This is a genomic window from Sphingomonas sp. LaA6.9, assembly GCF_022601895.1.
GTDB lineage: Bacteria > Pseudomonadota > Alphaproteobacteria > Sphingomonadales > Sphingomonadaceae > Sphingobium_A.
On record NZ_JAKVIO010000015.1, the window covers coordinates 23,024 to 46,790 of the forward strand.

At 64.5% G+C, this 23,767-nt stretch carries 19 protein-coding genes; 12 read left to right on the forward strand and 7 right to left on the reverse strand.

Features of this window, described 5'->3' with window-relative positions; all coding sequences use genetic code 11:
* Nucleotides 1–7: 7 nt before the first annotated feature.
* Together MKI88_RS09695 and MKI88_RS09700 are read left to right on the forward strand one after the other, a co-directional pair.
* Nucleotides 8–589 (forward strand): PadR family transcriptional regulator, encoded by a 582-nt coding sequence (locus MKI88_RS09695; RefSeq protein ID WP_407073329.1) that lies wholly within the window; start codon nucleotides 8–10, stop codon nucleotides 587–589.
* 11 nt (nucleotides 590–600) lie between these two features.
* Nucleotides 601–879, forward strand: coding sequence for a DUF2218 domain-containing protein (locus MKI88_RS09700; RefSeq protein WP_407073330.1), 279 nt, complete (start codon nucleotides 601–603; stop codon nucleotides 877–879).
* Between the two features lie 137 nt (nucleotides 880–1,016).
* On the opposite strand, the gene MKI88_RS09705 is transcribed toward MKI88_RS09700, so the two are convergent.
* Together MKI88_RS09705 and MKI88_RS09710 are read right to left on the reverse strand one after the other, a co-directional pair.
* Nucleotides 1,017–2,198 carry a glycosyltransferase family 1 protein gene (locus MKI88_RS09705; RefSeq protein ID WP_241631147.1) on the reverse strand — a complete coding sequence of 394 codons (1,182 nt, stop codon included), beginning with the start codon at nucleotides 2,196–2,198 and terminating at the stop codon, nucleotides 1,017–1,019.
* A gap of 52 nt (nucleotides 2,199–2,250) precedes the next feature.
* On the reverse strand, nucleotides 2,251–3,081 hold the full coding sequence (locus MKI88_RS09710) for an LD-carboxypeptidase (protein WP_241631148.1): 831 nt from the start codon (nucleotides 3,079–3,081) through the stop codon (nucleotides 2,251–2,253).
* A 173-nt stretch (nucleotides 3,082–3,254) separates the two neighbouring features.
* Between MKI88_RS09710 and MKI88_RS09715 the strand changes: the two genes are divergently transcribed.
* The 6 genes from MKI88_RS09715 (at nucleotide 3,255) to MKI88_RS09740 (ending at nucleotide 14,343) form a co-directional block, all read left to right on the forward strand.
* A complete protein-coding gene (locus tag MKI88_RS09715; RefSeq protein WP_241631149.1) occupies nucleotides 3,255–4,652 on the forward strand; it encodes a Mur ligase family protein in 1,398 nt (465 codons plus the stop codon).
* Between the two features lie 178 nt (nucleotides 4,653–4,830).
* Nucleotides 4,831–6,981 carry a M3 family metallopeptidase gene (locus MKI88_RS09720; RefSeq protein WP_241631150.1) on the forward strand — a complete coding sequence of 717 codons (2,151 nt, stop codon included), beginning with the start codon at nucleotides 4,831–4,833 and terminating at the stop codon, nucleotides 6,979–6,981.
* Nucleotides 6,982–7,262: 281 nt separating this feature from the next.
* Nucleotides 7,263–10,496: an autotransporter outer membrane beta-barrel domain-containing protein gene (locus tag MKI88_RS09725; protein WP_241631151.1), complete on the forward strand. Its 3,234-nt coding sequence runs from the start codon at nucleotides 7,263–7,265 to the stop codon at nucleotides 10,494–10,496.
* A 206-nt stretch (nucleotides 10,497–10,702) separates the two neighbouring features.
* Nucleotides 10,703–11,974 (forward strand): 3-methyl-2-oxobutanoate dehydrogenase (2-methylpropanoyl-transferring) subunit alpha, encoded by a 1,272-nt coding sequence (locus MKI88_RS09730; RefSeq protein ID WP_241631152.1) that lies wholly within the window; start codon nucleotides 10,703–10,705, stop codon nucleotides 11,972–11,974.
* Nucleotides 11,975–12,033: 59 nt separating this feature from the next.
* The gene (locus MKI88_RS09735) at nucleotides 12,034–13,038 is read left to right on the forward strand and encodes an alpha-ketoacid dehydrogenase subunit beta (protein ID WP_241631201.1); all 1,005 of its coding nucleotides are present in this window, start codon (nucleotides 12,034–12,036) and stop codon (nucleotides 13,036–13,038) included.
* 6 nt (nucleotides 13,039–13,044) lie between these two features.
* Nucleotides 13,045–14,343 (forward strand): dihydrolipoamide acetyltransferase family protein, encoded by a 1,299-nt coding sequence (locus MKI88_RS09740; RefSeq protein ID WP_241631153.1) that lies wholly within the window; start codon nucleotides 13,045–13,047, stop codon nucleotides 14,341–14,343.
* Here the strand turns inward: MKI88_RS09740 and MKI88_RS09745 are convergent.
* The 5 genes from MKI88_RS09745 to MKI88_RS09765 all read right to left on the reverse strand — a co-directional run bounded on the left by MKI88_RS09745 (nucleotide 14,300) and on the right by MKI88_RS09765 (nucleotide 17,748).
* Nucleotides 14,300–14,767 carry a helix-turn-helix domain-containing protein gene (locus tag MKI88_RS09745; RefSeq protein WP_241631154.1) on the reverse strand — a complete coding sequence of 156 codons (468 nt, stop codon included), beginning with the start codon at nucleotides 14,765–14,767 and terminating at the stop codon, nucleotides 14,300–14,302. The two genes, MKI88_RS09740 and MKI88_RS09745, sit on opposite strands and share 44 nt — an antisense overlap.
* Nucleotides 14,768–14,825: 58 nt before the next feature.
* Nucleotides 14,826–15,872, reverse strand: a complete 1,047-nt coding sequence (locus MKI88_RS09750) for an aldo/keto reductase (protein ID WP_241631155.1) — start codon at nucleotides 15,870–15,872, stop codon at nucleotides 14,826–14,828.
* A gap of 118 nt (nucleotides 15,873–15,990) precedes the next feature.
* Entirely contained in the window at nucleotides 15,991–16,776 is a 786-nt protein-coding gene (locus tag MKI88_RS09755; protein WP_241631156.1) for an SDR family oxidoreductase, read from the reverse strand.
* A gap of 30 nt (nucleotides 16,777–16,806) precedes the next feature.
* Nucleotides 16,807–16,989, reverse strand: coding sequence for a hypothetical protein (locus MKI88_RS09760; protein WP_241631157.1), 183 nt, complete (start codon nucleotides 16,987–16,989; stop codon nucleotides 16,807–16,809).
* 117 nt (nucleotides 16,990–17,106) lie between these two features.
* Complete coding sequence (locus MKI88_RS09765) at nucleotides 17,107–17,748, reverse strand: helix-turn-helix domain-containing protein (protein WP_241631158.1); 642 nt, start codon at nucleotides 17,746–17,748, stop codon at nucleotides 17,107–17,109.
* Nucleotides 17,749–17,932: 184 nt separating this feature from the next.
* Between MKI88_RS09765 and MKI88_RS09770 the strand changes: the two genes are divergently transcribed.
* The 4 genes from MKI88_RS09770 (at nucleotide 17,933) to MKI88_RS09785 (ending at nucleotide 23,756) form a co-directional block, all read left to right on the forward strand.
* Complete coding sequence (locus MKI88_RS09770; RefSeq protein WP_241631159.1) at nucleotides 17,933–19,912, forward strand: serine hydrolase; 1,980 nt, start codon at nucleotides 17,933–17,935, stop codon at nucleotides 19,910–19,912.
* A 270-nt stretch (nucleotides 19,913–20,182) separates the two neighbouring features.
* Nucleotides 20,183–21,484, forward strand: coding sequence for an amidohydrolase family protein (locus MKI88_RS09775; RefSeq protein ID WP_241631160.1), 1,302 nt, complete (start codon nucleotides 20,183–20,185; stop codon nucleotides 21,482–21,484).
* Nucleotides 21,485–21,579: 95 nt separating this feature from the next.
* Nucleotides 21,580–22,605, forward strand: coding sequence for a DUF1611 domain-containing protein (locus MKI88_RS09780; RefSeq protein ID WP_241631161.1), 1,026 nt, complete (start codon nucleotides 21,580–21,582; stop codon nucleotides 22,603–22,605).
* A gap of 23 nt (nucleotides 22,606–22,628) precedes the next feature.
* Complete coding sequence (locus MKI88_RS09785; RefSeq protein ID WP_241631162.1) at nucleotides 22,629–23,756, forward strand: hypothetical protein; 1,128 nt, start codon at nucleotides 22,629–22,631, stop codon at nucleotides 23,754–23,756.
* Nucleotides 23,757–23,767 lie beyond the last annotated feature (11 nt).

Genomic DNA, 23,767 nt, shown 5'->3' on the forward strand with positions numbered 1-23,767 from the left:
ATGGAACATGTTTATTTTGAACGCCGGGCGCGGCTGCGGGCCGCGGGGCTATCACGCGATGTGGGGGCACAGGGGCGGGGGCAAGCACGGCTGGGCCGAATGGTCGTTTGGCGGCGGTCGCGGCCGGCGGCGGATGTTCGAGGGCGGCGAACTGAAGCTCGTGCTGCTCAAGCTGATCGGCGATCAGCCGCGCCATGGCTATGACCTGATCCGCGAGATCGAGGAACTGACCAGCGGCGCCTATGCGCCGAGCCCGGGCGTCATCTATCCGACGCTGACTCTGCTCGAAGACATGGCGCTGATCGACGAGGCCAAGAGCGAGGGCGTGAAGCGCTTGTTTTCGATCACGCGTCCGGGGCGCGACTATCTGGATGAGCGCGCCGAGGAAGTGGAGGCATTGTTTGCGCGCCTGCGCGAGATCGGCGCGCAGCGCGCGCGCAGCGAGGCCGCACCCGTCCGTCGCGCGATGGGTAATCTGCGCTCGGTCCTGCAGAACCGGCTGGGGGAGGAGGATGCCGATGTCGATCTTCTCCACGGCATTGCCGCAATCATCGACGAGGCGGCGCAGAAGATCGAAAGGCTGAAATGATGACGGCAAGCATGGCGCGCGTACCCACCACCAGCGGGAGCCGCTATCTGCAGCAGCTCTGCAAGCACTGGGCGCACAAGATGCCCGTGGAGTTCACGGCTGAGGCGGGGACGGTGAACTTCCCGAACGGCGCGGTGGCGACGATGACCGCCGAGCCTGAACATTTGCTGGTGACGCTGAGCGTTCCCGAGGAGAGCGACGCCGAGCGGATGCAGAAGGTTGTTGCGGAGCATCTCGACCGCTTCGCCTTTCGCGAAGCGCCGCTGAGTTTCAATTGGGTGCAGGTTTAGATCGGATCGACATGCCCCAAGATCCCGTTGGGGATGAGCTTGTCGAAGCCCTGTCCTTCGTTTTTCTCTCCCAAAGGGAAAAAGAGGGCTTCGACAGGCTCAGCCCGAGCGGGCGGGGGGCACAGCCGAAAGCCTGATCAGGGCACCGGGCTGGGGCGGGGCGGGCTGCTGCCTGCCTCGCGCTGGCGGATGACGCGCAGATAACCGTCGACCAGCGACTGGTTGACCGCGTCCCAGCCGTAGCGGTCGCTTGCCTGTTTGCCCGATTTTCCGGTCGCCGCCCGCGCGTCTGCATCTTCACAATAATGTTGAAGTGCATCGGCGAAGTCGGCGATTGCGCCGGGGCGCACGAGCCGGCCGGTGACCCGGTCGGTGACAAGGCTTTCGCTTCCCGTCGCGCGCGCCGCGACTACCGGGAGCCCTGCAGCCATTGCCTCAAGGGTAACATTGCCAAAGGTTTCGGTAACCGACGGGTTGAACAGAAGGTCCATCGAGGCGACCGCGCGGCCCAGATCGGGGCCCGCCTGGAAACCCGCAAAAATGCCGTCGGGCAGCCGATCGGCGAACCATTGCCGAGCCGGGCCTTCGCCCACGATCAGCACGCGGTGCTTCACCCCGCGCCGCTTCAGCGCGTCGATCGCATCCGAAAAGACATCGAGCCCCTTTTCCATCACAAGGCGCCCGACAAAGCCGATGGCGACTTCGTCGTCTGCGATGCCCAACTCACGGCGCCACGCCAGATCGCGACGGTTCGGATTGAAGATTTCCTGATCGATTCCGCGCGACCAGATGCCCACATCATAGTTCATCCGCTGATCGCGCAGCAATTGCGCCATCGAATCGGACGGCGCGAAGATTGCGTCGCAACGGCGGTAGAAGCGCCGCAGCCATGCGAGCGCCAGTGGCTCGAGAAAGGCGAGGCCGTAATACCGGAAATACGTCTCGAAGCGCGTGTGCACCGATGCGACCGCCGGCCGGTTCCATTTGCGCGCGAGCGAGACGGCGCTGTTGCTCATCACCTCCGGGCTCGAAACGTGAAAGATATTGGGGTTGAAGCGCTTGATATCACTCTTGACCGAGGGCGGCAGCATCAGCGGCGCCCGATATTCGGCGCGGCCCGGGATCGCCATCGAGGGGATGCTGACCAGATCACCGGTGGGCTCGAAAGCCGGTGTGTCGGTGGTCGGCGAATAGATGCGTACCTGCGCGCCCTGCCGCAGCAGATAGCCGACCAGCCGGTTCAGCGCCTGGTTGGCGCCGTCCCGTACGTAATTGTAATTGCCGCTGAACAGCGCGATGCGGAGATCGGTGACGTCCATAAGCGGCAAGCCGATAGCGGCTTGCGACGAAAATTGCCACTGGGAAGGGAGATTACACCCCGCCGAAGGGAACCACCCGGTTTTCGGCATCATGGCCGATATCCGCTGTGCCCAGCAGTGGAATGCCCGAGACCGCACACCAATGGGCAACGATCTCCTCCACCTCGTAGCCGAAGGGACGGTCATTCTCGATGACGTCGCTGACTCGCCCGATCCGGATACCGGCAACGCGCCGGATTTCGGGGTTGCTCGTGATGTGAAAGAGCGTGCGGTCGATGCGATAGTGATGCTCGGACACTTCCTCGAGCATCATGACATGGTCGCTGAGGTCGGGCTGGAAGGGAGTGCCGATCAGGTTGCTCAGGATCGTCATGTTGAACGCGACCGCGCGTTCGCGGGCTGCATTGGGTTCAATCGCCCCGACCGAACGCTCGACCAGCCAGCTCAGCGCGCGATCGATCGCGGCATCGCCGCCCGCCCGGCGAATATCGGCGGGCATGGGGCCGTGCGCGACATGATCGAAGCCGGCGCCATAGAGCGCGCCGAGCAAGGTGCCAGCGTCCGAATAGCCAAGCCATTGCTTGGCGCGTGCCGTGTCGTTCAGGCGGGGCAGCGCTGCCTCGGCGATCCGGCACGATCCATAGCCCCCACGCGCGAACCAGATCGCATCGATTTCGGGATCGTTGGCCCAGGCGACAAAGGCGTCCGCGCGCGCCGCGTCATCCCCCGCGAAATGGCCATGGGTCAGAAAGCACTGCGGATGAAAGCGAATCTCGGGCGCAGATTCGCCGTACAGCGCCCGTGCGCGCGCGACGACGCGGTCGGCAACGTCCTCGTCGATGGGGCAGCTTGGCGCTACGACGCCGATCCGCGTGGTTTTCATGGCACTCATCCCGCCCGGCTTGCCGATTGCATCAAAACCGTCAATAGAGCGCTTCCCGAAAAAGTGGGTACCGGTTTTTCGGTTCGGAAAGCGCTCCATCGAATCTTTGCTGGATCATCTTCCGAGCCGCTGCGTGGTACCACGCAGCTCGAAGTTGATCTAAGCCCGCGCCCATGAACAAGACCAAAAGCTATTTCTTTTGCGGAATCGGGGGCAGCGGGATGCTGCCGCTCGCGAGCATCGTGCGCGCACAGGGGCATGAGGTGAAGGGCTCCGACCGCGCGCTCGATCAGGGGCGGACAGGCACCAAGTTCGACTATCTGCGTGCGCAGGGCATCGAACTTTTCCCGCAGGATGGCAGCGGCATGACGAGCGGCTTCCAGACGCTGGTCACCTCGGCCGCAGTCGAGGACACGATCCCCGACGTGATCAAGGCGCGCTCGCTGAGCGCCAAGGAATTGCGCCGCGCCGACCTGCTCGCCGAACAGTTCAACGCCGCGCCGACGAGCATCGGCGTCGCGGGCACCAGCGGCAAGTCGACCGTCACTGGCATGATCGGCTGGATCCTTCATGCGGTCGGGCGTCAGCCCACGGTGATGAACGGCGCGGTGATGAAGAATTTCGTGCGCGACGACGCCCCCTTCGCCAGCGCACTCGTCGGCGGCGACCAGTATTTCGTCAGCGAGATCGACGAGAGCGACGGATCGATCGCGCTGTTCGATCCGCGCATCGCGGTGCTCAACAATATCTCGCTCGACCACAAGTCGATGGAGGAGTTGCGCAGCCTGTTCGGCAACTTCATCGGCAAGGCCGAATGCACGGTGCTCAACCTCGACAACGACGAAGTCGCCAAGCTTGCCGCGATCCTGCCCGAGGAACGCGTGCTGAGCTTCGGCATCGACCGGCGCAACGCCTATCTGCGCGCCGAGGAACTTGTGGAGGCGCCCGACGGCATCAGCTTCACCGCGATCGAGAAGGCCGACGGGACGCGCGTGCAGGTCTCGCTTGCGGTGCCCGGACGGCACAATGTTTCCAATGCGCTTGCAGCGCTCGGCGCGGTGCGCGCCTGTGGCGTGAGTCTTGCCCAGGCCGCCGACGCGCTTGCGGATTTTGCCGGACTGTCGCGGCGAATGGACGTCGTGGGCAGCGCGAGGGGCGTGACCGTGATCGACGATTTCGGGCATAATCCCGACAAGATCGCAGCGACCCTCACCACGCTGCACGCCTTTCCGGGGCGGCTGCTCGTGCTGTTCCAGCCGCATGGCTATGGCCCGCTCAAGGTGATGAAGGACGAGCTGATCGCGACCTTTGCCGAACATCTGGCCGCCGACGACGTGCTGATCATGCCCGACCCCGTCTATTATGGCGGGACGACCGACCGCAGCGTCGGCACCGCCGACATTATCGCGGGGGTCAGGGCGCAGGCGCGTCATGCGGAACATGTCGCCGAACGCTTTGCGGCGGGCGCGCGGCTGGTGACGCTCGCCGAACGGGGCGACCGCATCATCATCATGGGCGCGCGCGACGATACGCTCAGCCAGTTCGCTGCCGAGGTGCTCGCCGCACTCTAGACCTTGATCGTTTCGGGCTGAATCGGCCTGAAACGTGAATCAAGGTCTCAACCGATCACGCTCTGGCCACGACCTGTCGTTCGTCGCTTGTTGTTGCCCCTTTGTCGAAATCGGGTGCAGCTTTGCTGCATCGGCACCGCTACGCGTGCGACAATAACGGAATTTCCGGAGATATGATTTGCGCATCCACACCTTGCTTGCCGCCGGCGCATCGCTGATCGCGGTATCGGCTCCCATGACATCCGCCCTCGCCAAAGACGCCGAGCAGCGCATCCAGGCCGCAAAGACCGCGGACAATCCGATGCTCAGGAAATGGACCGGCCCCTATGAGGGCGTGCCCCCCTGGAACGAGATGAAGTCCGAGCTTTTCCCCGGCGCGTTCACGTCGGCGATGGACGAACTGCGCAAGGAAGTGCAGGCGGTGCGCGACAACCCGGCGCCCGCGACCTTCCAGAACGTCAACGAGGCAATGCAGCTCACCGGCGGCACGATCGACCGGCTCTTCTCGCTCTGGGGCGTCCAGACCAACAACCAGGCCAATGCCGACGTCCAGGCGATCGACCGCGAATGGAGCCCGAAGATCGCGGCGTTCTACGACGAGCTGTTTCTCGACCCCAAGCTCTTCCAGCGGCACAAGACCGTCTATGACAAGCGCCATGCGCTTGGCCTGACCCCCGCGCAGATCCGCATCGTCGAACGCGACTATCAGAGCTTCGTCCGTCAGGGCGCGCTGCTGGATGCCGCGCAAAAGGCGAAGGTGTCCGATCTCAACCAGCAGCTGGCCACCGCCTATTCCGATTTCAGCGCCAGGGTGCTGGCGGACGAGGAAAAGTGGATCGTCATCGAGGACAAGGCCGAACTCGCCGGGCTGCCCGACAGCTTCGTCGCGTCGCTGAAGGCGGCGGCTGATGAGCGCAAGCTGCCCGGCAAATGGGTAGTGGTGAACACGCGCTCCTCGGTCCAGCCGGTGCTGTCCAACGCCACCAGTCGCGCGCTGCGTGAGAAAGTCTGGCGCGCCTTCGTCAATCGCGGCGACAATGGCGATGCGAGCGACACCAATGCGACGATCGCGAACATCCTGAAGCTGCGCGTCGAGCGTGCGAAGCTGCTGGGGTTCAAGAACCACGCCTGGTACCGCATGGACGACACGATGGCGAAGGATCCCGCGCGCGCGATGGACCTGATGATGCGCGTCTGGCCCGCCGCGGTCGCGCGCGTCCAACAGGAAGTCGCCGACATGCAGGCGGTGGCCAATGCCGAAAAGGCGGGGCTCTCCATCGAGCCGTGGGACTATCGCTTCTATGCCGAGAAGGTGCGCAAGGCGAAGTACGATCTCGATGAGGCCGAGATCAAACCCTATCTCGAACTCAACAACATGGTGAGCGCCGCATTCTACGCCGCGGGCCGGCTCTATGATCTCGATTTCAAGGAGAACACCGGCGAAGTACCCGTGTTCAACCCCGATGTCCGCACTTTTGTCGTTACCGACCGGCGCAACGGGTCCAATGTCGGGCTGTTCTACCTCGACAATTTCGCGCGCAACGGCAAGCGTTCGGGCGCATGGATGACGACCTATCGCAGCCAGCAGGGGCTGGGCGGCGAGCGCAACGTGCTGGCGTCGAACAACAACAATTTCGTGAAGGGCGCGCCCGGCGAACCCGTGCTGATCAGCATCGATGATGCGTCCACGCTGTTCCACGAATTCGGGCACGCGATCCATAGCTTCCTGCAGGACGTCTATTATCCGGCGCTGAACGGTACGCCGCGCGATTTCGTCGAATATCCCAGCCAGGTGAACGAGAACTGGCTCCTCACCCGCGACGTGCTCGATCGCTATGCGAAGCACTACAAGACGGGTGAGCCGATGCCGCAGGCGCTGGTCGACAAGATCGAGAAGTCCTCGACCTTCAATCAGGGCTTCGCGACCGTCGAATATCTCTCCTCGGCGATCCTCGACATGAAGCTGCACGATCGCGACACGCCCGTCACCGATCCCAGGGCGTTCGAAAAGGCGACGCTCGCCGAAATCGGCATGCCCAAGGAAATGGTGATGCGGCACCGCCTGCCGCAGTTCAACCACCTGTTCTCGTCCGACGCCTATTCGGCGGGCTATTACAGCTATCTCTGGTCCGAGACGATGGACGCCGACACCTGGGCCGCGTTCGAGGAAACGGGCAATGTCTGGGACAAGGCGACCGCCGACAGGTTCCGCAAGGTGCTGCTGTCGACGGGCAACGAAACCGACCGCGCCGAGGCCTATCGCGCCTTCCGCGGCCGCGATCCCGACGTGAAGGCGCTACTGAAGAAGCGTGGATTTCCAACCGGGTAACGCTTTGAAATAGGACGAGAGGCGGTGCGTAAGAATACGTACCGCCTTCGCGCCATATCATCGGCATAATCGTTTCGAATTCGAAACAATCGTTGCTGTCCGCGCGTTCTGCTGTTCAAAACGACCGATAGGGCTTTGTTTAACAAAGCTTTGCTTGATATTCGTCAAGCACGCTGCCCTATCTTGTCCTTCGTCTTGAGTTAATCTCCCGTTCATCTGGCGAGTCGGTTCGGCGGATCCAAACCTGCCGGACGGTCCTTGCCGCGATCTGGGAGGCTATCATGACATCTTCAGCGAATGTCCGTTCTCTGCGTCGCATTCTGATGGGCGCGGCCGCGCTCGGCACTCTGGCCGCCGCCGGCCCCGTCCTGGCGCAAAGCGCCGATGTCTCGGACGTGCGTCCCGAGAGCGCCGAGCGATCCCCCGGAATCATCATTCGCAACGACCTGTCTCCCAATCTCCCGCCTCCCGACGGCATTCTCGACAGTGGAATCACCGGTGTCGGGCAGATGGTGATCGATGCCGGCGGCGGCTTTGTCGGGCTTTGCACGGGCACGCTGATCAATCCGCGCACCGTGATTTTCGCAGCGCATTGCGTGAACGACCAGGCCGCCGACAGCTATGGTTCGGCAAACGGCGGCACTGCGCTCAGCTTTGGCTTTTCGGCGAACAACCTTCCGGCGGTGCGTCGCTGGCTCGGCCTTGACGGCGGGACGCTGCATGCCACCGATGTGTCGCGCGCGATCTTCAATGCCGAACAGGTCTGGTATGATACGCGCTCGCTCACCACAGGTTTTCTCGAAGCCGATGTCGCGCTCGCAACGCTCGACACACCCGCTTTCGATATCCCGACCTGGACCATGCTCTTTTCGCCGCTGACCGAAGAGACGCACGCCCAGGTGATCGGCTACGGCACGCGTGGCACCGCGGCCAATCCCGCACAGGGCATAGATTTCCGGCGCCGCGCGGCGGAGAACATGATCTCCTTCCTCGGCTCGCTCGACGACATGGATGAATGGCTGTTCGGCGCGCCCAGCGGATTGCCGCAGACGCTCTACCAGCTCGATTTTGACAGCCCGGCGGGGCAGGCGGCCTACAACCCGGCCGCAGGCCTGTTCGATTTCGATCTGTTCGATGGCGGTGCATTGCCGCGTGAGGGCATCACCGCGGGCGGCGACTCTGGCGGGCCGCTTGTCGTCGACCAGCGCTATGACCGGCCGGTCGTCGCTGCGGTGCTCTCGGGCGGCACGCGCTTCTTCGGACCGCAGCCCTTTTCCAGCTATGGCACCGGCAGCTTCTATCAGCCGCTGTTCCTGTTCTGGGATCAGATCGTCGCCAATAACAGCTATGTCTATGCGACCAATCGCAAGGCGGTCGGCAACTGGAGCGATCCCAATCACTGGATCCAGGCGATGGATCCCAATTATGCGATCGATGTGAACGGCCAATTGGTCAACGCACTGCCCGGAACCCCCGCACTGGGGGTCAGCGGCGACACGATCAAGTTTGGCAAGGTCTGCTTCCTCGACGACTGTGACGATGTGTCCGACGAGAGCGTGGACCCGGGCGATGGCGATCCCAACAGCATCTTCATCCCCGGCGGCCCCGGCTCCAAGGACTTCGTGCCCAACAATGTCGTCGCCAATCCCACGCTGGGCATCAAGGCGCGCTACTATGACGTGACGCTCAAGGGGCTGAGTTCGACGACACTGAACAGCACCGTGACGATCGACCGCATGGCGCTCGACAGCGGCGCGATGCTCAGTGTCAGGCCCAGCGGCTCGCTCAGCGTATGGGGCGACTATACCCAATATAGCGGATGGAGCGAGATCCAGGGGTCGCTCAAGACGGGCGAAGCGCTGTTCGTGAGCGGCATCCTCAGCGGGGGAGGGCGGATCGACCCGACCTGGCTGACCGTTGTTCAGGCGGCGGTCCTGCCCGGCAATGCCGGTGGTGCCGGTACGCTGACGATCGCGGGCGACGTAATCCTCTCGTCGGGTGCGCTGACGGTATTCGATGTCTCCCGGCCCAGAACCGACAAGATCGTCGTCACGGGCGACGCGGACAATACCGGCATCATCTCGCTGGGCGGCACCGCCGCCTTTGTCCGCGCATTGCTCGGCGCCGCGCCGCGGCAAGGGGACAGCTTCCAGATCATCACCGCAGAAGGCGGGGTGGATGGCACCTTCAACTCGGTCGTCGGCGGCATCGGCATCCTCAAGCCGGTGCTGACCTATGGCGCCAACGATGTGACGCTCAAGTTGCAGGCGGGCAAGTTCGCGGACTTCCTGGCGGGCTTTGGCGGGACCGAGCTGGCCTTCGCCAATGCACTCGATTCGCTGCGTGGTGCATCCTACAACAGCCTTTACGGGCTGTTCGGCGCGGTCGACCTGATGGAGCCGCAGGCGCTCGCGGCAACCTTCCGCGGGCTTTCACCGCGCATTGCCGATGAGGCGAGCCTGCTCGACGAACAGCAGTCCTCGATCGTGCTCGATGTGATCGGCGATCGTCTGTCGATGCTCGGCACCAAGGCGGCGGGAGGCGGCCGCTTCACCGTGATCGGGTCGCCCGCGGTCATGATGGCGATACCCGGGCGTACCATGTCCAGCTCCACTGCTGCACAGCTGAGCTTTGCCAACACCATCGCGCCCCAGACCCGGCAGATGGGGACGCTGCCTCAAAACATGAGCGGCTTCCTCGCGGGCGGATACACGCGCGGCGCTTCGGCCTTTTCCGCGGCCGGGATCGACAGTGGCGGGCGCGACAGCTGGCACATGGCGATGGGGCTTGAAATGGCGCTCGATGACCGCGTCACGCTCGGCACCGCATTCGGCCATGTCGACGGGATCAGCCGCTTCAGCGGGTCGGAGACCGAGGCCGTGACCGATCAGGCCGCGTTCTACGGTAGCTACCGGCTGGGCGGCGGCGTCTATGCCGGCGGCCTGGCCGCAGTATCGCACACGCGAATCGGGCTCGAGCGCAATACGTCCGCCGGGTTCATGACGGGCAACCTGCTGGGTGACACCAGCGCCACGACCTATGACGTGCAGGCCGAGCTTGGCGTCAATGTCGATACGGGCACCGGGATCACACTCACCCCGCGCGGACAAATTGCCTATCGGTCGTACAACATGGGTGGCTATCGCGAACGCGGCGGCGAACTGGCGCTGATGATCGACGATATCAACGTCGACCGGATCGAGAGCCGGCTGGGCGTGCGCATGACGGGGTCGGTCGGCAGCAGCCGTGCCTGGACCGTGACACCCGAAGTCGGGCTCGACTGGGTGAATGCGCTTTCGGGCGGTGCCGACACGTTCAACGTGCGCTTTGCCGCAGTGCCCGAACTCTCCTTCGCACTGCCCTTTGTCGGCCGCGACAAGGCGTGGGGCGAGATCAAGGGCGGGCTGAGGCTTAACAATGGACCGGTCAGCATCGGTGCCGGGGTCGAGAGCAGCTTTGCGCGCGAGGATCTGCGCGACGATCGCGCCGTGCTGGATTTTGCCTTGCGCTTCTGAACGGTTGAAACTGTGCTACATATCGGGGCCGCGGGACATGTGCCTGCGGCCCCTTGTTTTTGGGGTTTTTGCGGCCGGTCCGGGACTATCGCGATTCAGCGCTGGAGTCAGGGATTGAAATTTTATATCGCACCTCGATAATAAATATGTGGCAGTGATTCTCGCCTATTTTCCGGGCGGAGAATCGGGAAACGAACGGAGAGATCATGGCCGGCGATCACAAGCGCGCCAATCTTCCGCCTTTGTCGCTGCACGTGCCGGAACCGAAGTTCCGTCCGGGCGACAAGGCTGATTACAGCGACTTCATCATCCCGGCGGCGGGCGAAGCGCCGCGCCCCGACGTGACCGCAAGGCCCGACAGCTTTCACCCCCTGGCATATTCGCTCGTCCGCGTGCTCGACGACGAGGGCAGGGCGGTCGGCCCCTGGGATCCCAAGCTCTCGCCCGAGCGGCTCCGCGCGATGCTGCGCGCGATGGCGCTGACACGCGCCTTCGACGAGCGCATGTTCCGCGCGCAGCGTCAGGGCAAGACGAGCTTCTACATGAAGTGCACGGGCGAGGAGGCGATCGCGGTCGCCGCGGCCTTCGCGCTCGACCGCGATGACATGTGCTTCCCCAGCTACCGCCAGCAGGGCCTGCTGATCGCGCGCGACTGGGATCTGGTCGACATGATGAACCAGATCTATTCGAACAAGGGCGACCGGCTTCAGGGGCGCCAGCTCCCGATCATGTATTCGACGAAGGAGGGCAGCTTCTTCTCGATCTCGGGCAACCTCACCACGCAATATCCGCAGGCGGTGGGCTGGGCGATGGCCTCGGCCGCCAAGGGCGATACGCGCATCGCGGCGACCTGGTGCGGCGAGGGCAGCACCGCGGAAGGCGATTTCCACTCGGCATGTACCTTCGCCAGCGTCTACCGCGCGCCGGTGATCATGAACGTGGTCAACAACCAGTGGGCGATCTCGTCCTTCTCGGGTTTCGCCGGCGCTGAATCGACGACCTTCGCGGCGCGCGCGATCGGCTATGGCATCGCGGGCTTGCGCGTCGACGGCAATGATCCGCTCGCGGTCTATGCCGCGACCGAATGGGCTGCCGAGCGCGCGCGCACCAATCAGGGACCGACCCTGATCGAGCACTTCACCTACCGGGCCGAGGGGCATTCGACGTCGGACGATCCCAGCCAGTATCGCTCGGCCAACGAGAGCAGCGACTGGCCGCTGGGCGATCCGATCGCGCGGTTGAAGCAGCATCTGATCGGCCTGGGCGAATGGGACGAGGATCGCCACGCCGCGATGGATCTCGAACTCGCCGAAATGGTGAAGGCCGCTGCCAAGGAAGCCGAGAAGAACGGCATCCTCGGTCACGGCATGCACCAGCCCTTCGAGACGATGTTCGAGGGCGTGTTCGAGGAAATGCCCTGGCACCTGAAGGAGCAGCTCGAACAGGCGGTCAACGAGAAGAAGGTGGCCGGGCTATGAGCGAGCAGGCAATGATCGACACGCCGGCGGTGACCGACGGCCCCGGTGAGAACACGCGGATGAACATGATCCAGGCGATCAACTCCGCCATGGACGTGATGATGGCGCGCGATGCGGGTGTCATCGTGATGGGTGAGGATGTCGGCTATTTCGGCGGCGTGTTTCGCGCAACCGCCGGGTTGCAGGCGAAATACGGCAAGACGCGCGTGTTCGACACACCGATCACCGAATGCGGCATCATCGGCGTCGCGGTCGGCATGGGGGCCTATGGCCTCCGCCCCGTGCCCGAGATCCAGTTCGCCGACTATATCTACCCCGCGCTCGACCAGCTCGTCTCCGAGGCAGCACGCCTGCGCTACCGTTCGGCGGGCGAGTTCATCGCGCCGATCACGGTCCGCTCGCCCTTCGGTGGCGGCATCTTCGGCGGGCAGACGCACAGCCAGAGTCCCGAGGGAATCTTCACGCACGTCTCGGGCCTGAAGACCGTGATCCCCTCGACCCCCTATGACGCCAAGGGCCTGCTGATCGCGGCGATCGAGGACAATGATCCGACGATCTTCTTCGAACCCAAGCGCATCTATAACGGCCCGTTCGACGGTCATTATGACCGCCCGACCAAGAACTGGAACAACCATCCCGGCGGCGAGGTGCCCGAGGGCTATTACAAGATCCCGCTGGGCAAGGCGAACATCGTCCGCGAGGGCGAGGGCGTCACGATCCTCTGCTACGGCACGATGGTCCATGTCGTCGCCAACACCGTCGCCGAAATGGGCGTCGATGCCGAGATCGTCGATCTGCGCACGCTCGTCCCGCTCGACATCGAAACGATCGAGGCGTCGGTCAGGAAGACCGGGCGCTGCCTGATCGTCCATGAGGCGACGCGCACCTCGGGCTTCGGCGCCGAGCTTTCCGCGCTCGTCCAGGAACGCTGTTTCTATCACCTCGAAGCCCCGATCGAACGCGTTACCGGCTTCGACACGCCCTATCCGCACAGCCTCGAATGGGCCTATTTCCCGGGCCCGGTCCGCATCGGCGAGGCGCTCAAGAAGATCATGAAGGACTGACCGGCCATGGCGCGTTTCACGTTCAAGCTCCCCGATATCGGCGAAGGCATCTCGGAGGCCGAGATTGTCGCATGGCACGTCAAGGTCGGCGATGCGGTCGAGGAAGACCAGCAGATCGCGGACATGATGACCGACAAGGCGACCGTCGAGATGGAATCGCCCGTCTCGGGCAAGGTTGTCGAGATCGCGGGCGAGGTCGGCGACGTCGTCTCGATCGGTGCGATGTTGGTGGTGATCGAAACCGAGGGCGAGGTGGCCGAACCGGCTCCGGCGCCCAAGGCCGATGTGGTGGAGACGCCGAAGGTTGAGGAAGTGGCGCCGACCCCCCAACCCGTTCGGGCTGAGCCTGTCGAAGCCCAATCCCTGCCTTCGGGTACGGCGGTCGCGGAAAAAGAAGAAGGCAAGGGGTTCGACAAGCTCAGCCCGAACGGAGCGGGAGCACACCCCGTTCTCGCGTCACCCGCGGTGCGCGAGCGCGCGAAATCGCTGGGCATCGACCTTTCGCAGGTCCGTCCCGCGCAGGGCGATCGTATCCGCCACGCCGATCTCGACGCCTATCTGACCTACAGCACGGGTCAGGGTTTCCGCGCACCCGGCGCATCGGCGAAGCGCGCCGACGAGGCGATCAAGGTTATCGGGATGCGCCGCCGCATCGCCGAGAACATGCAGGCAGCCAAACGCAACATCCCGCACTTCACCTATGTCGAGGAAATCGACGTCACCGAGCTCGAGGCGATGCGCGAGGCGCTCAATGCCAATCGCGGCGACAGGCCCAAGCTCACCATGCTGCCGCTGCTGATCGTCGCGATCTGCAAGGCGCTGCCGGCGTTCCCGATGATCAACGCGCGCTATGACGACGAAGCGGGCGTGGTGACGCGTCATGGGTCGGTGCATCTGGGTATGGCGACGCAGACCGATGCGGGGCTGATGGTGCCCGTGATCCGCGACGCGCAGGATCGCAATGTCTGGCAGCTCGCAACCGAGATCAAGCGCCTCGCCGACGCTGCGCGCAGCGGCAAGGCGAAGTCGGAGGAACTGTCGGGGTCGACGCTCACCGTCACCTCGCTCGGCCCGCTCGGCGGCATCGCCACGACGCCCGTGATCAACCGGCCCGAGGTCGCGATCATCGGTCCCAACCGCGTGATCGAGCGCCCCGTGATCAAGGATGGCGAGATTGTCGCCGCCAAGCTGATGAACCTCTCGATCAGCTGCGACCACCGCGTCGTCGATGGCTGGGACGCGGCGAGCTACGTCCAGGCGGTCAGGAAGCTGCTCGAGACCCCGGTTCTTCTGTTCGCGGATTGACGATCATGGCGGGCGCGTCGAGCGGCGCGCCCGTCTTCGCATCGACCAGCACGGGCTCGACCAGCGCCCCGGTTTCGGTGTCGGCCAGCACCTTGTCATAGCCGGGCGCGGCGAAATGCTTGCGACCCCAGGCGAACAGCGTCAGCAGCACGGGCTGAAAGTCATAGCCGCGCTGCGTCAGAACATATTCGTGGCGCGGCGGACGCTCCTGATAGAGCCGCCGTTCGAGCAGCCCCGCATCGACCAGCGCGGCCAGCCGCCGCGTCAGCATTGTGGGCGCGATACCCAGGCTCTTCTGGAATTCGTCGAAGCGCGTCAGCCCGCCAAAGGCATCGCGCAGGATCAGGATGCTCCACCATTCGCCCACATGCTCGAGGCTGCGGGCGATCGGGCATTCCATGTCTTCAAAGCTCTTGCGCTGCATCGTATTTCACCAGGAGGGGCGGCGCACCGCGGGTGGCCGCCCCCTTTATATTGCAATTTCAGGCCACGGGCAGGACGCTGTGCGCGATCCCGGTCGAAAGCTGGTCGGCAACCTTGCGAACCTGATCGTGCGGAGTGCCCGGCGCGATGTCGCTGACCGCGGTCAGCCGCGCGATCTGCGCGGGGCTGAGCGTCACGTCAAGCGCGCCGAGATAGTCGTCAAGCTGCGCCAGCGTCCGCGGGCCGATGATCGGGATATGCGCGGTGGTCGAACCAAGACCGCGCTGCCGCACCCACGCGACCGCCACCTGCGAGGGCGTGACGCCCAGTTCCTTCGCGATGTCGATCACCGCGTCGAGGATTGCGGTCTTCTGGTCGCCCGCCTCTTCGTGGACGAGCGTCTTCAGCCCCTCGCGGCGCCCGCCGCCCGCATTGTCGCGGTACTTGCCCGTGAGGAAGCCGCCGCCGAGCGGCGACCACAGCGCGGCCGCGAGCCCGAGGCTCTCGACCATCGGCAGCAGGTCGCGATCGGCGGTACGTTCGACCAGGCTGTGCTCGATCTGCACGCCCGCGATCGGCGCCCAGCCATGCACCTCGGCGAGCGTCGCGCCGCGCGCGATCCGCCATGCAGGGAAGTTGGAAAGGCCCGCATAATGGATCTTGCCCGCGCGGACGAGGTCGTCAAAGCCACGCAGCAGCTCTTCCATCGGGGTCACGCCGTCATCGAAATGCGCCCAGAGCAGGTCGATATGATCGCTCTTTAGCCGCTTGAGGCTTTCTTCGACCTGACGGATCATCGTCCTGCGGCTGTTGCCCAGGCTCGGTATGCCGTCGGTCGGGGCGGCGGCGAGCGAGAATTTGGTGGCGACGACGAAATGGTCGCGATCCGCGGCGATGAAATCGCCCAGCAGCTCTTCGGACTCGCCGAACTGATAATTGTTGGCGGTGTCGATGAAATTGCCGCCCGCCTCAGCGAAGCGGTCGAAGATGCGGCGCGCATCGGCGGGCTCGCTGCCATAGCCCCAACGGGTGCCGAAATTGCCCGTGCCGAGCGCGAATTCCGAAACGCGAAGGCCGGTGCGCCGGCCGAAGGTCTTGTACTGCATGTGGGTCTCCGTCTGGTCCGTTACTATCATGATGATAGTCAGTGCATGCAGAGTCGTCCAGCGGCGGCGCAACAGCTTTTCTTTGCTGCACCCCAATCCGGCTTTCGAAGAGGCAGGTTTAGCCGCTGCGCGCCTTTTGCAGCGACCCCGCGATGCGGCGTGCGAGCCCGCGCGGGGTGAAGCGGATCGAACCCGCCATCACCGCGTTGAGCACGCCTGAAACCTTGACCGCCCGGTTCGCCCTGAGCGCAGCCAGCCCGTCGCGCGCGACCGCGTTGGCGTCGCTCGCGAAGCGCTTGAACAGTTCGGAATCGCTCATGTCGGCGACATCGGCGAATTCGGTCCGCGTGGGACCGGGGCACAGCGCGGAGACGCGCACGCCCTTGTCCTTCACTTCCTCGTGCAGCGCCTCCGAGAAGCTGAGCACAAAGGCCTTGGTCGCGTAATAGACCGCCATCCACGGGCCGGGCTGGAAGGCCGCGGTGGAGGCGACGTTGAGGATCTCGCCCTGTCCGCGCGCGATCATGCCGGGCAGGACAAGGTGGCACAGCGCCATCAACGCGCGGCAGTTGAGGTCGATCATCTCGGCCTGCCTGGCCAGGTCGAGCTCGTCAAACGCCCCGCGCGCGCCGAAACCCGCATTGTTGATGAGCATCGTGATCGAGAGGCCGCGCACATGCGCCTGATCGATCAGCGCGCGCGGCGCATCGGGTGCGGACAGGTCGATCGCGATGACGTCGACGGTGATGCCGTGTTCGGCGCGCAGCCTGGCGGCCAGCGCATCGAGCCGGTCGGCGCGTCGCGCAACCAGAAGCAGGTCACGCCGCGCCGCCGCGAGGTTTTCGGCGAAGTGGACGCCAAGCCCGGCAGACGCGCCGGTGATGAGTGCGACTGCCCTGGTCATCTGCCCTGTCCTCTCGCTCAGTCCCCTCGCTCAGCTTTCGCGCTTGCCCTTGTTCTTTTCCTTGGTCGATTTGACGTAGAGCAGCGCTGCGACGATCGCGGCCGATCCGATCGCCGCGCCCAGCCCGGCAGCACCCCAGCGGCCACGCCTGCCGGTATCGGGCTCGCCACGCTCGGTGTTGGTGTCATCGGCGGTGCCGTTGCCGTCGGTCAATGATCGTCTCCCAAAATGTACAAACCCGGTACGCCGTTGCGGGCGCACCAGTCATCATACATACGAATCTTCGCGGCGGCCGCAATCAGGGCGAATGCGGAACCCGGGTCGGCTCGCTTATTCGGCGATCAGCGTCGCGTCTTCGCCGTGCAGGTTCATCAGCGAATCCATCAGGTCGTTTTCCGCGCTCGAGCAGACGCCGAGCACGATCGCCTCGTCGCAGCCATCGCCCGCGACATAGGCGTGACCCATACTCGAATCGAGATAGATCGATTCACCCTCTTCGAGCGGCAGCGGGTCGTAGAATTCGGTGTGGACCACGATCCGGCCACGGATGACATAGACGAACTCCTCGCCCGGATGGCGCACGGGCTCGCCGAATTCCCTGGCGGATTTGGCGCGAATGCGCGTGATCAGCGGGATCATCCGCTTCCGGCGCAATTCGGTGCACAGATAATAATAATCGTAGTTGTCGGTGTTTACGCGGATCGCGCGGTCGAGGTTGCCGACGCTGCGACGGCCCGTGACGGGCAGTTCGCTGGCCGTGTCACCCTCGGCAAACAGCTCGGACATGCGCAGGTTGAGCCGCTGGCTCAGCTGCTGGAGCTTGTCATAGGTGAGCGTCAGCCGGTCGTGCTCGACCTTGGACAGCGTCGACACCGGAATGCCGCAGCGGTCGCTCATCTCCTTGAGCGTCCAGTTGTTGCGCGTGCGCAGGCCGCGCAGCAGCGCGCCTAATGTGGGCTGATCGGATTTCATGATTCGCGCCGCTTTCCGTCGAAAATGACAGGGATAAGTATGTGATTTGACATTTTTCCAATTGGGCTCATTGTATCTCGATCAGGATAATGTTGCGTAATCCATCAATAGAATATTCCGTCGCAGCGCAGCGCGCAAATGTCGAGCGTTTTGGCGCGACGAAAAAAGGAAAGAGAGGGTATCGATGCGTTCGTTGAAGATCGCGGTCGCGGGACTGGTCGGACTGGCCGGCCTGGCGGCCGTGCCGGCGCTGACACAACAGCCGGCAGTCAAGCCAGCCGTCATTGCTGCGCCCGCAGCACCCGCGCCGGCGGCTGCCGGGGGGCAGCAGCTCACGCGCGCCGATGTGGACGCCTGGCTCGATGGCTATATGCCCTATGCGCTCAAGCGCGGCGACGTTGCGGGCGCCGTGGTCGTGGTGGTCAAGGACGGTCAGGTGCTGACCCAGCGCGGCTATGGCTATTCCGACGTCGCCAAGGGCACGCCGGTCGATCCGGAATCCACGCTGTTTCGTCCGGGTTCGGTTTCCAAGCTCGTGACCTGGACCGCGGTCATGCAGCTTGTCGAGCAGGGGAAGCTCGATCTCGACAAGGACGTGAACGCCTATCTCGACTTCCAAATTCCAGCGCGCGAGGGCAAGCCCATCACGCTCAGGAATATCATGACGCACACCGCAGGCTTCGAGGAATCGATCCGCGGGCTCATTACCTCCGATCCCAAGGCCGCCGTGGCGCTGGACGTCCAGATGAAGACCTGGACGCCTGAACGCATCTTCGCGCCGGGAACGACGCCCGCCTATTCGAACTACGCGACCTCGCTTGCGGGCTATATCGTGCAGCGCGTGTCGGGAATGTCGTTCGACGATTATGTCGATCGCAATATCTTCGCGCCGATCGGCATGACGAAGTCGAGCTTCCGCCAGCCGCTTCCCGCCAGGCTCCAGCCATTGATGTCGAAGGGCTATGCGCTCGCCTCGGGCGATCCAAAGCCGTATGAATTCGTGAACCAGGCACCTGCCGGCAGCCTGGCGGCAACGGGCGTCGACATGGCGAAGTTCATGATCGCGCATCTCAGCAACGGTGGAGCGCTGCTCAGGCCCGAAACCGCGAAGATGATGCACACCACCACGCTCGACATGGTGCCGCCGCTCAACCGCATGGCGCTGGGCTTCTACGAACAGCAGATCAACGGCCAGACCGCGATTGGCCATGGCGGCGACACGCAGTGGTTCCACAGCTATCTCTGGCTGTTCCCCGCGCACAACACGGGCGTCTTCATCTCGATGAACAGCGCTGGCGCTCAGGGCGCATCGGGGGGGATCCGTTCGGCGCTGTTCGAGCAGTTCGCCGATCGCTACTTCCCCGCGAAGATCGCTGAGGGTCGCGTCGACGCGAAAACCTCGGCGGAACATGCGCAGATGCTCGTCGGCAACTACATCAACACGCGCCGCGCGGATTCGAGCTTCCTGCGTGCCCTCGGTCTCGCCGGGCAGGTGAACATCGGCTTCGATCCGCAAAAGGGCCTGCTCATCGGCTTCAACCCAGGGCTGGGTGGCGCGCCGGCCAAATGGGTGGAAACCGATCCCTTTGTATGGCGTGAAGTGGGCGGACATGGCCGCATGGCTGCCAAGGTGGTCGACGGCAAGGTGATGCGCCTCAGCTTCGACGACATCTCGCCCTTCATGATGTTCGAGCCCACGCCCTGGTATCTGTCCACCGCGTGGATCACGCCCGCGCTGCTGCTCAGCCTGGGGGCGCTCGCGATCACCGCGCTGTCGTGGCCGATCGCCGCGATCGCACGCCGTCGCTTCGGCGCAAAGCTCGCTTTCACGGGCAACGATCTGAAAGCCTATCGTCTGGTGCGCGGCTTCGCCCTGCTCGTGGTGGCGCTGTTTGCTGGCTGGGCGGCTACGATCGTCACGATGATGTCGGACTTCGACCTCCTCAGCGGCGCAATGGACTGGGCGGTCTACTCGCTCCAGATCCTGAGCGTGATCGGCTTCTTCGGCCTGCTGGGCGTCGCCCTGTGGAACGCCTTGCTTGCCTGGAAGGGCAAGCGCGGCTGGTTCTCCCGGCTGTGGAGCGTGGTCATCGTGCTGGCAGCGTTCTTCGCGCTCTGGGTCGCGCTTGGCTTCAAGCTGATCGGCTTTGGGGTCAGCTACTGATCGCCAAGCCATAGAGCCTGATCGTTTGAGGTGGAAGCGCTGCGCGCTTCCACCGAAAGCGTGAATCAGGCTCTATTCAAAGAGTTGAGACCTTGATTCACGTTTCGGGCTTTCAGCCTGAAACGACCAGGGTCTGGTCCCCATGGCCGTCGATAAGCTCTCAGACGGCGGCCATGCGGGACTGCGGCGGGGCGTCGCGCGCACGCAAGCCGTGCCGTGGCGCTCCGCCGAGCTGCCAATCGGTCTTACGGATAAAATAAGGGGTTTGTGATGAAGAAGATGATGCTGCTCGCCGCCACGATGCTCGGCGCCAGCCTGCAACCCGCGCTGGCGCAGGACGGCGCAGCGCCACGCACCTTCATCCAGGCAGGCCGGCTGCTCGCCGATCCCGGAACGGGTCGCGTCGAAAGCACCAAGACCATCGTCGTCAGCGGCGGTCGCGTCACCGAGATCCGCGACGGGTTCGTGGCGGACGAGGGCGGCAAGATCGTCGACCTGCGCGACTCCTTCGTGATGCCGGGCTTCATCGACAGCCACGTCCATATCACCTTTGAATCGAGCCCCTCGAGCCGGCTCGATGCGGTCACCAAATCCACTACCGATGCCGCCTTTGACGGCGTGGTCTATGCGCAGCGCACCTTGCGCGCGGGGTTCACCACCGTCGTCGACCTGGGCGCCGAAACCGAGGCAATCAATGCGTTGCGCGATGCGATCGCGGCGGGCAAAGTCACCGGCCCCCGCATCATCGCCGCGGGCGGTGTCGCCGCGCATGGCGGGCATGGCGATGCGCATGGCTATCGCCACGAGATACTCGAGCTGTTCCGCTCGCCGACCCTGTGCTCGGGCGCGGACGATTGCGCGCGCGCGGTGCGTCTCGCGATCCAGCAGGGCGCGGATATCATCAAGACCGCGTCGACGGGCGGCGTGATGTCCAACACCGCGGCGGGTCTCGGCCAGCAGATGAGCGACGAGGAACTGACCTCGATCGTGCAGACCGCGCACCGTCTGGGCCGCAAGGTGGCGGCGCATGCGCATGGCACCGACGGGGTCAACGCCGCGCTGCGCGCGGGCGTCGATTCGGTCGAGCATGGCACCTATCTCGACGCCGAATCGATCCGGCTCTTCAAGGCGAAGGGCAGCTATCTCGTTCCCACGCTGATGGCGGGTGACACCGTTGCGCGGCAGGCCGAAACCGCGGCCTGGATGCCCGAATCCGTGCGCACCAAGGCACGCCAGGTCGGGCCGCTGATGATCGACGCGCTGCGACGTGCGCATCAGGGCGGCGTGAAAATCGCCTTTGGCACCGATTCCGCGGTGTCTCCGCATGGCCAGAATGCGCGCGAGTTCTCGCTGATGGTGAAGGCCGGCCTGTCCCCGCTCGACGCGATACGCTCGGCGACCGTCTGGGGCGCAGCGCATGTCGGGCTGGAGCAGGAAGTGGGGACGCTCGCCGCGGGCAAGGCCGCGGATATCGTCGCGGTAAAGGGCGATCCGCTCGCCGATGTCGCGGTGCTGAAATCGGTATCCTTCGTCATGAAGGGCGGGACGGTAGTGCCCGCCGCGAAAGAATGACCGAAGCGGAATTAATCACGTTGACAATTTTCTAATTGGGACTTTACTGTCTCAATTAGGATAATGAAGAAAATGGGGCGGGGGATAAACAGTCGATGACAGACACACGTGCCGCGCCCACCCTGCCACAGCCTTATCTGCTGTTCCTGGGTGATGTCGTCGAACCGGGCTATGCCAAGACCGCTTTCGGGCTCCGCGACTGGGCGGGCGACAAGTGCGTGGGCGAGTTCGCCTGTGACGGCGCCGCGGTGAGCGCGGGTCTTGAGCGGATGACGCCGGCCGAGGCGCGCGCGCGCGGCGCGCGTTCGCTCGTCATCGGCGTCGCCAACAGCGGCGGGGTGATCGGCGACAGCTGGGTCGCGCCGCTGGTCGAAGCGCTCGAGGCCGGGCTCGACATCGTCAGCGGGATGCATGTGCGGCTTGCCGCCGTGCCCGCGATTGCAGAGGCTGCGGCGAAGCATGGCCGGCGTCTGATCGACGTCCGCACGCCGCCGGCAGGCATCCCCGTCGGCACCGGCGTCAAGCGTTCGGGCAAGCGGCTGCTCGCCGTGGGCACCGACTGCGCGGTGGGCAAGAAATACACCGCGCTCGCGCTGGCGAACGCCTTTGCCGCGCGCGGGGTCGATGTCGATTTCCGCGCGACCGGGCAGACCGGGATCATGATCGCGGGCGGCGGCATGCCGATGGACGCGGTGGTCTCCGATTTCGAGGCGGGCGCCGCCGAAATCCTCAGCCCCGATGCCGATCCCGGTCACTGGGACGTGATCGAGGGGCAGGGCTCGCTCTTCCATCCCGGCTTTGCCGCGGTGTCGCTCGGGCTGCTTCACGGCAGCCAGCCCGATGTGATCGTGGTCTGTCATGAACCCGACCGCCAGAAGATGCTCGGCACGACATATCCAACGCCGAGCGTGGAGGATACGATCGCGCTCAACCTCGAACTGGGACGGCGCACCAATCCCGCAATCCGTTGCGGCGGTGTGTCGCTGAACACCGCGAAGCTTTCCGCGACCGAGGCGGAACGGCTGATCACGGCTGAAGGCGAGCGGCTCGGCCTGCCCGTCGCCGATCCGATCCGCGGCGGCGTGGCGTTCGACCGCCTGGTCGAATATTGCCTGGGCTGAACGACATGGGGAACGTAACGCAAATGCCGACATCATCCTGGTTCCAGCGCTTCCTCCTGCCAGGCTTTGCCTTCAAGGCGGTCGTGATTGGCGGCGGTTACGCCACGGGTCGTGAAATCGCCGAATTCTTCCTGCCGAGCGGTCCCTGGGGCGGGCTGGCGGCGATGCTGCTCGCCATGGTGCTGTGGAGCGTGATCGCCGCGGTCACCTTCGCCTTTGCGCGCGCGATGGGCGCCTATAACTATCGCAGCTTCTTCATGCGGTTGCTCGGTCCCGGCTGGATCGTTTTCGAGATATCCTATGTACTGTTCGTGATCCTGATCCTGTCGGTCTTCGGAGCCGCGGCGGGCGAGATCGGCGCCGCGATGTTCGGCTGGCCGCCGCTTGTGGGAACGCTGTGCCTTGCCGGATCGATCGCGGCCTTTGCGGCGTTCGGCAATGCCTCGGTCGAGGCGCTGTTCAAATATGTCTCCTTCCTGCTCTACGGCGTCTACGCGCTCTTCATGGTGCTGGCGCTCGGCACCTTCGGCGACCAGATCGCCGCCAATTTCGCGATCCCCGCACCCACCGACGGCTGGGCGTTTGGCGGCATCACCTATGCCAGTTACAACGTTGTCGGCGCGGTCGTGATCCTGCCGGTGCTGCGCCACATGACGAGCCAGCGCGATGCCATTGTCTCGGGGCTGATCGCGGGCCCGCTCGCCATGGCGCCCGCGGTGCTGTTCTTCGTCTGCATGATCGCCTTCTATCCCGGCATCGAGGCGGAGACGCTGCCGTCGGACTTCATGCTCCAGCAGCTCCACATCCCGCTCTTCCACCTGCTGTTCCAGTTCATGATCTTTTCCGCGCTGCTCGAAAGCGGCACCGGTTCGGTGCACGCGATCAACGAGCGGATCGGCGCGGTCTGGCGCGCCCGGCGCGGAAGCGATCTCGGCACCCGCGCCCGCGCGGTGATCGCCGCCACGCTGCTGATCGGCTGTATCTTCGTCGCCGAGCGCTTCGGCCTCGTGGCGCTGATCGCACGCGGCTACAGCGCGCTCGCGGTGATCTTCCTCGCGGTCTATGTGCTGCCGCTGCTGACCATCGGCGTCTTCCGGCTGGTCCAGCGTGCCCAGCCGGCGCCCGAGCCGGTGAGCAACGGCGCGGGCTGAGCCTGTTTCCC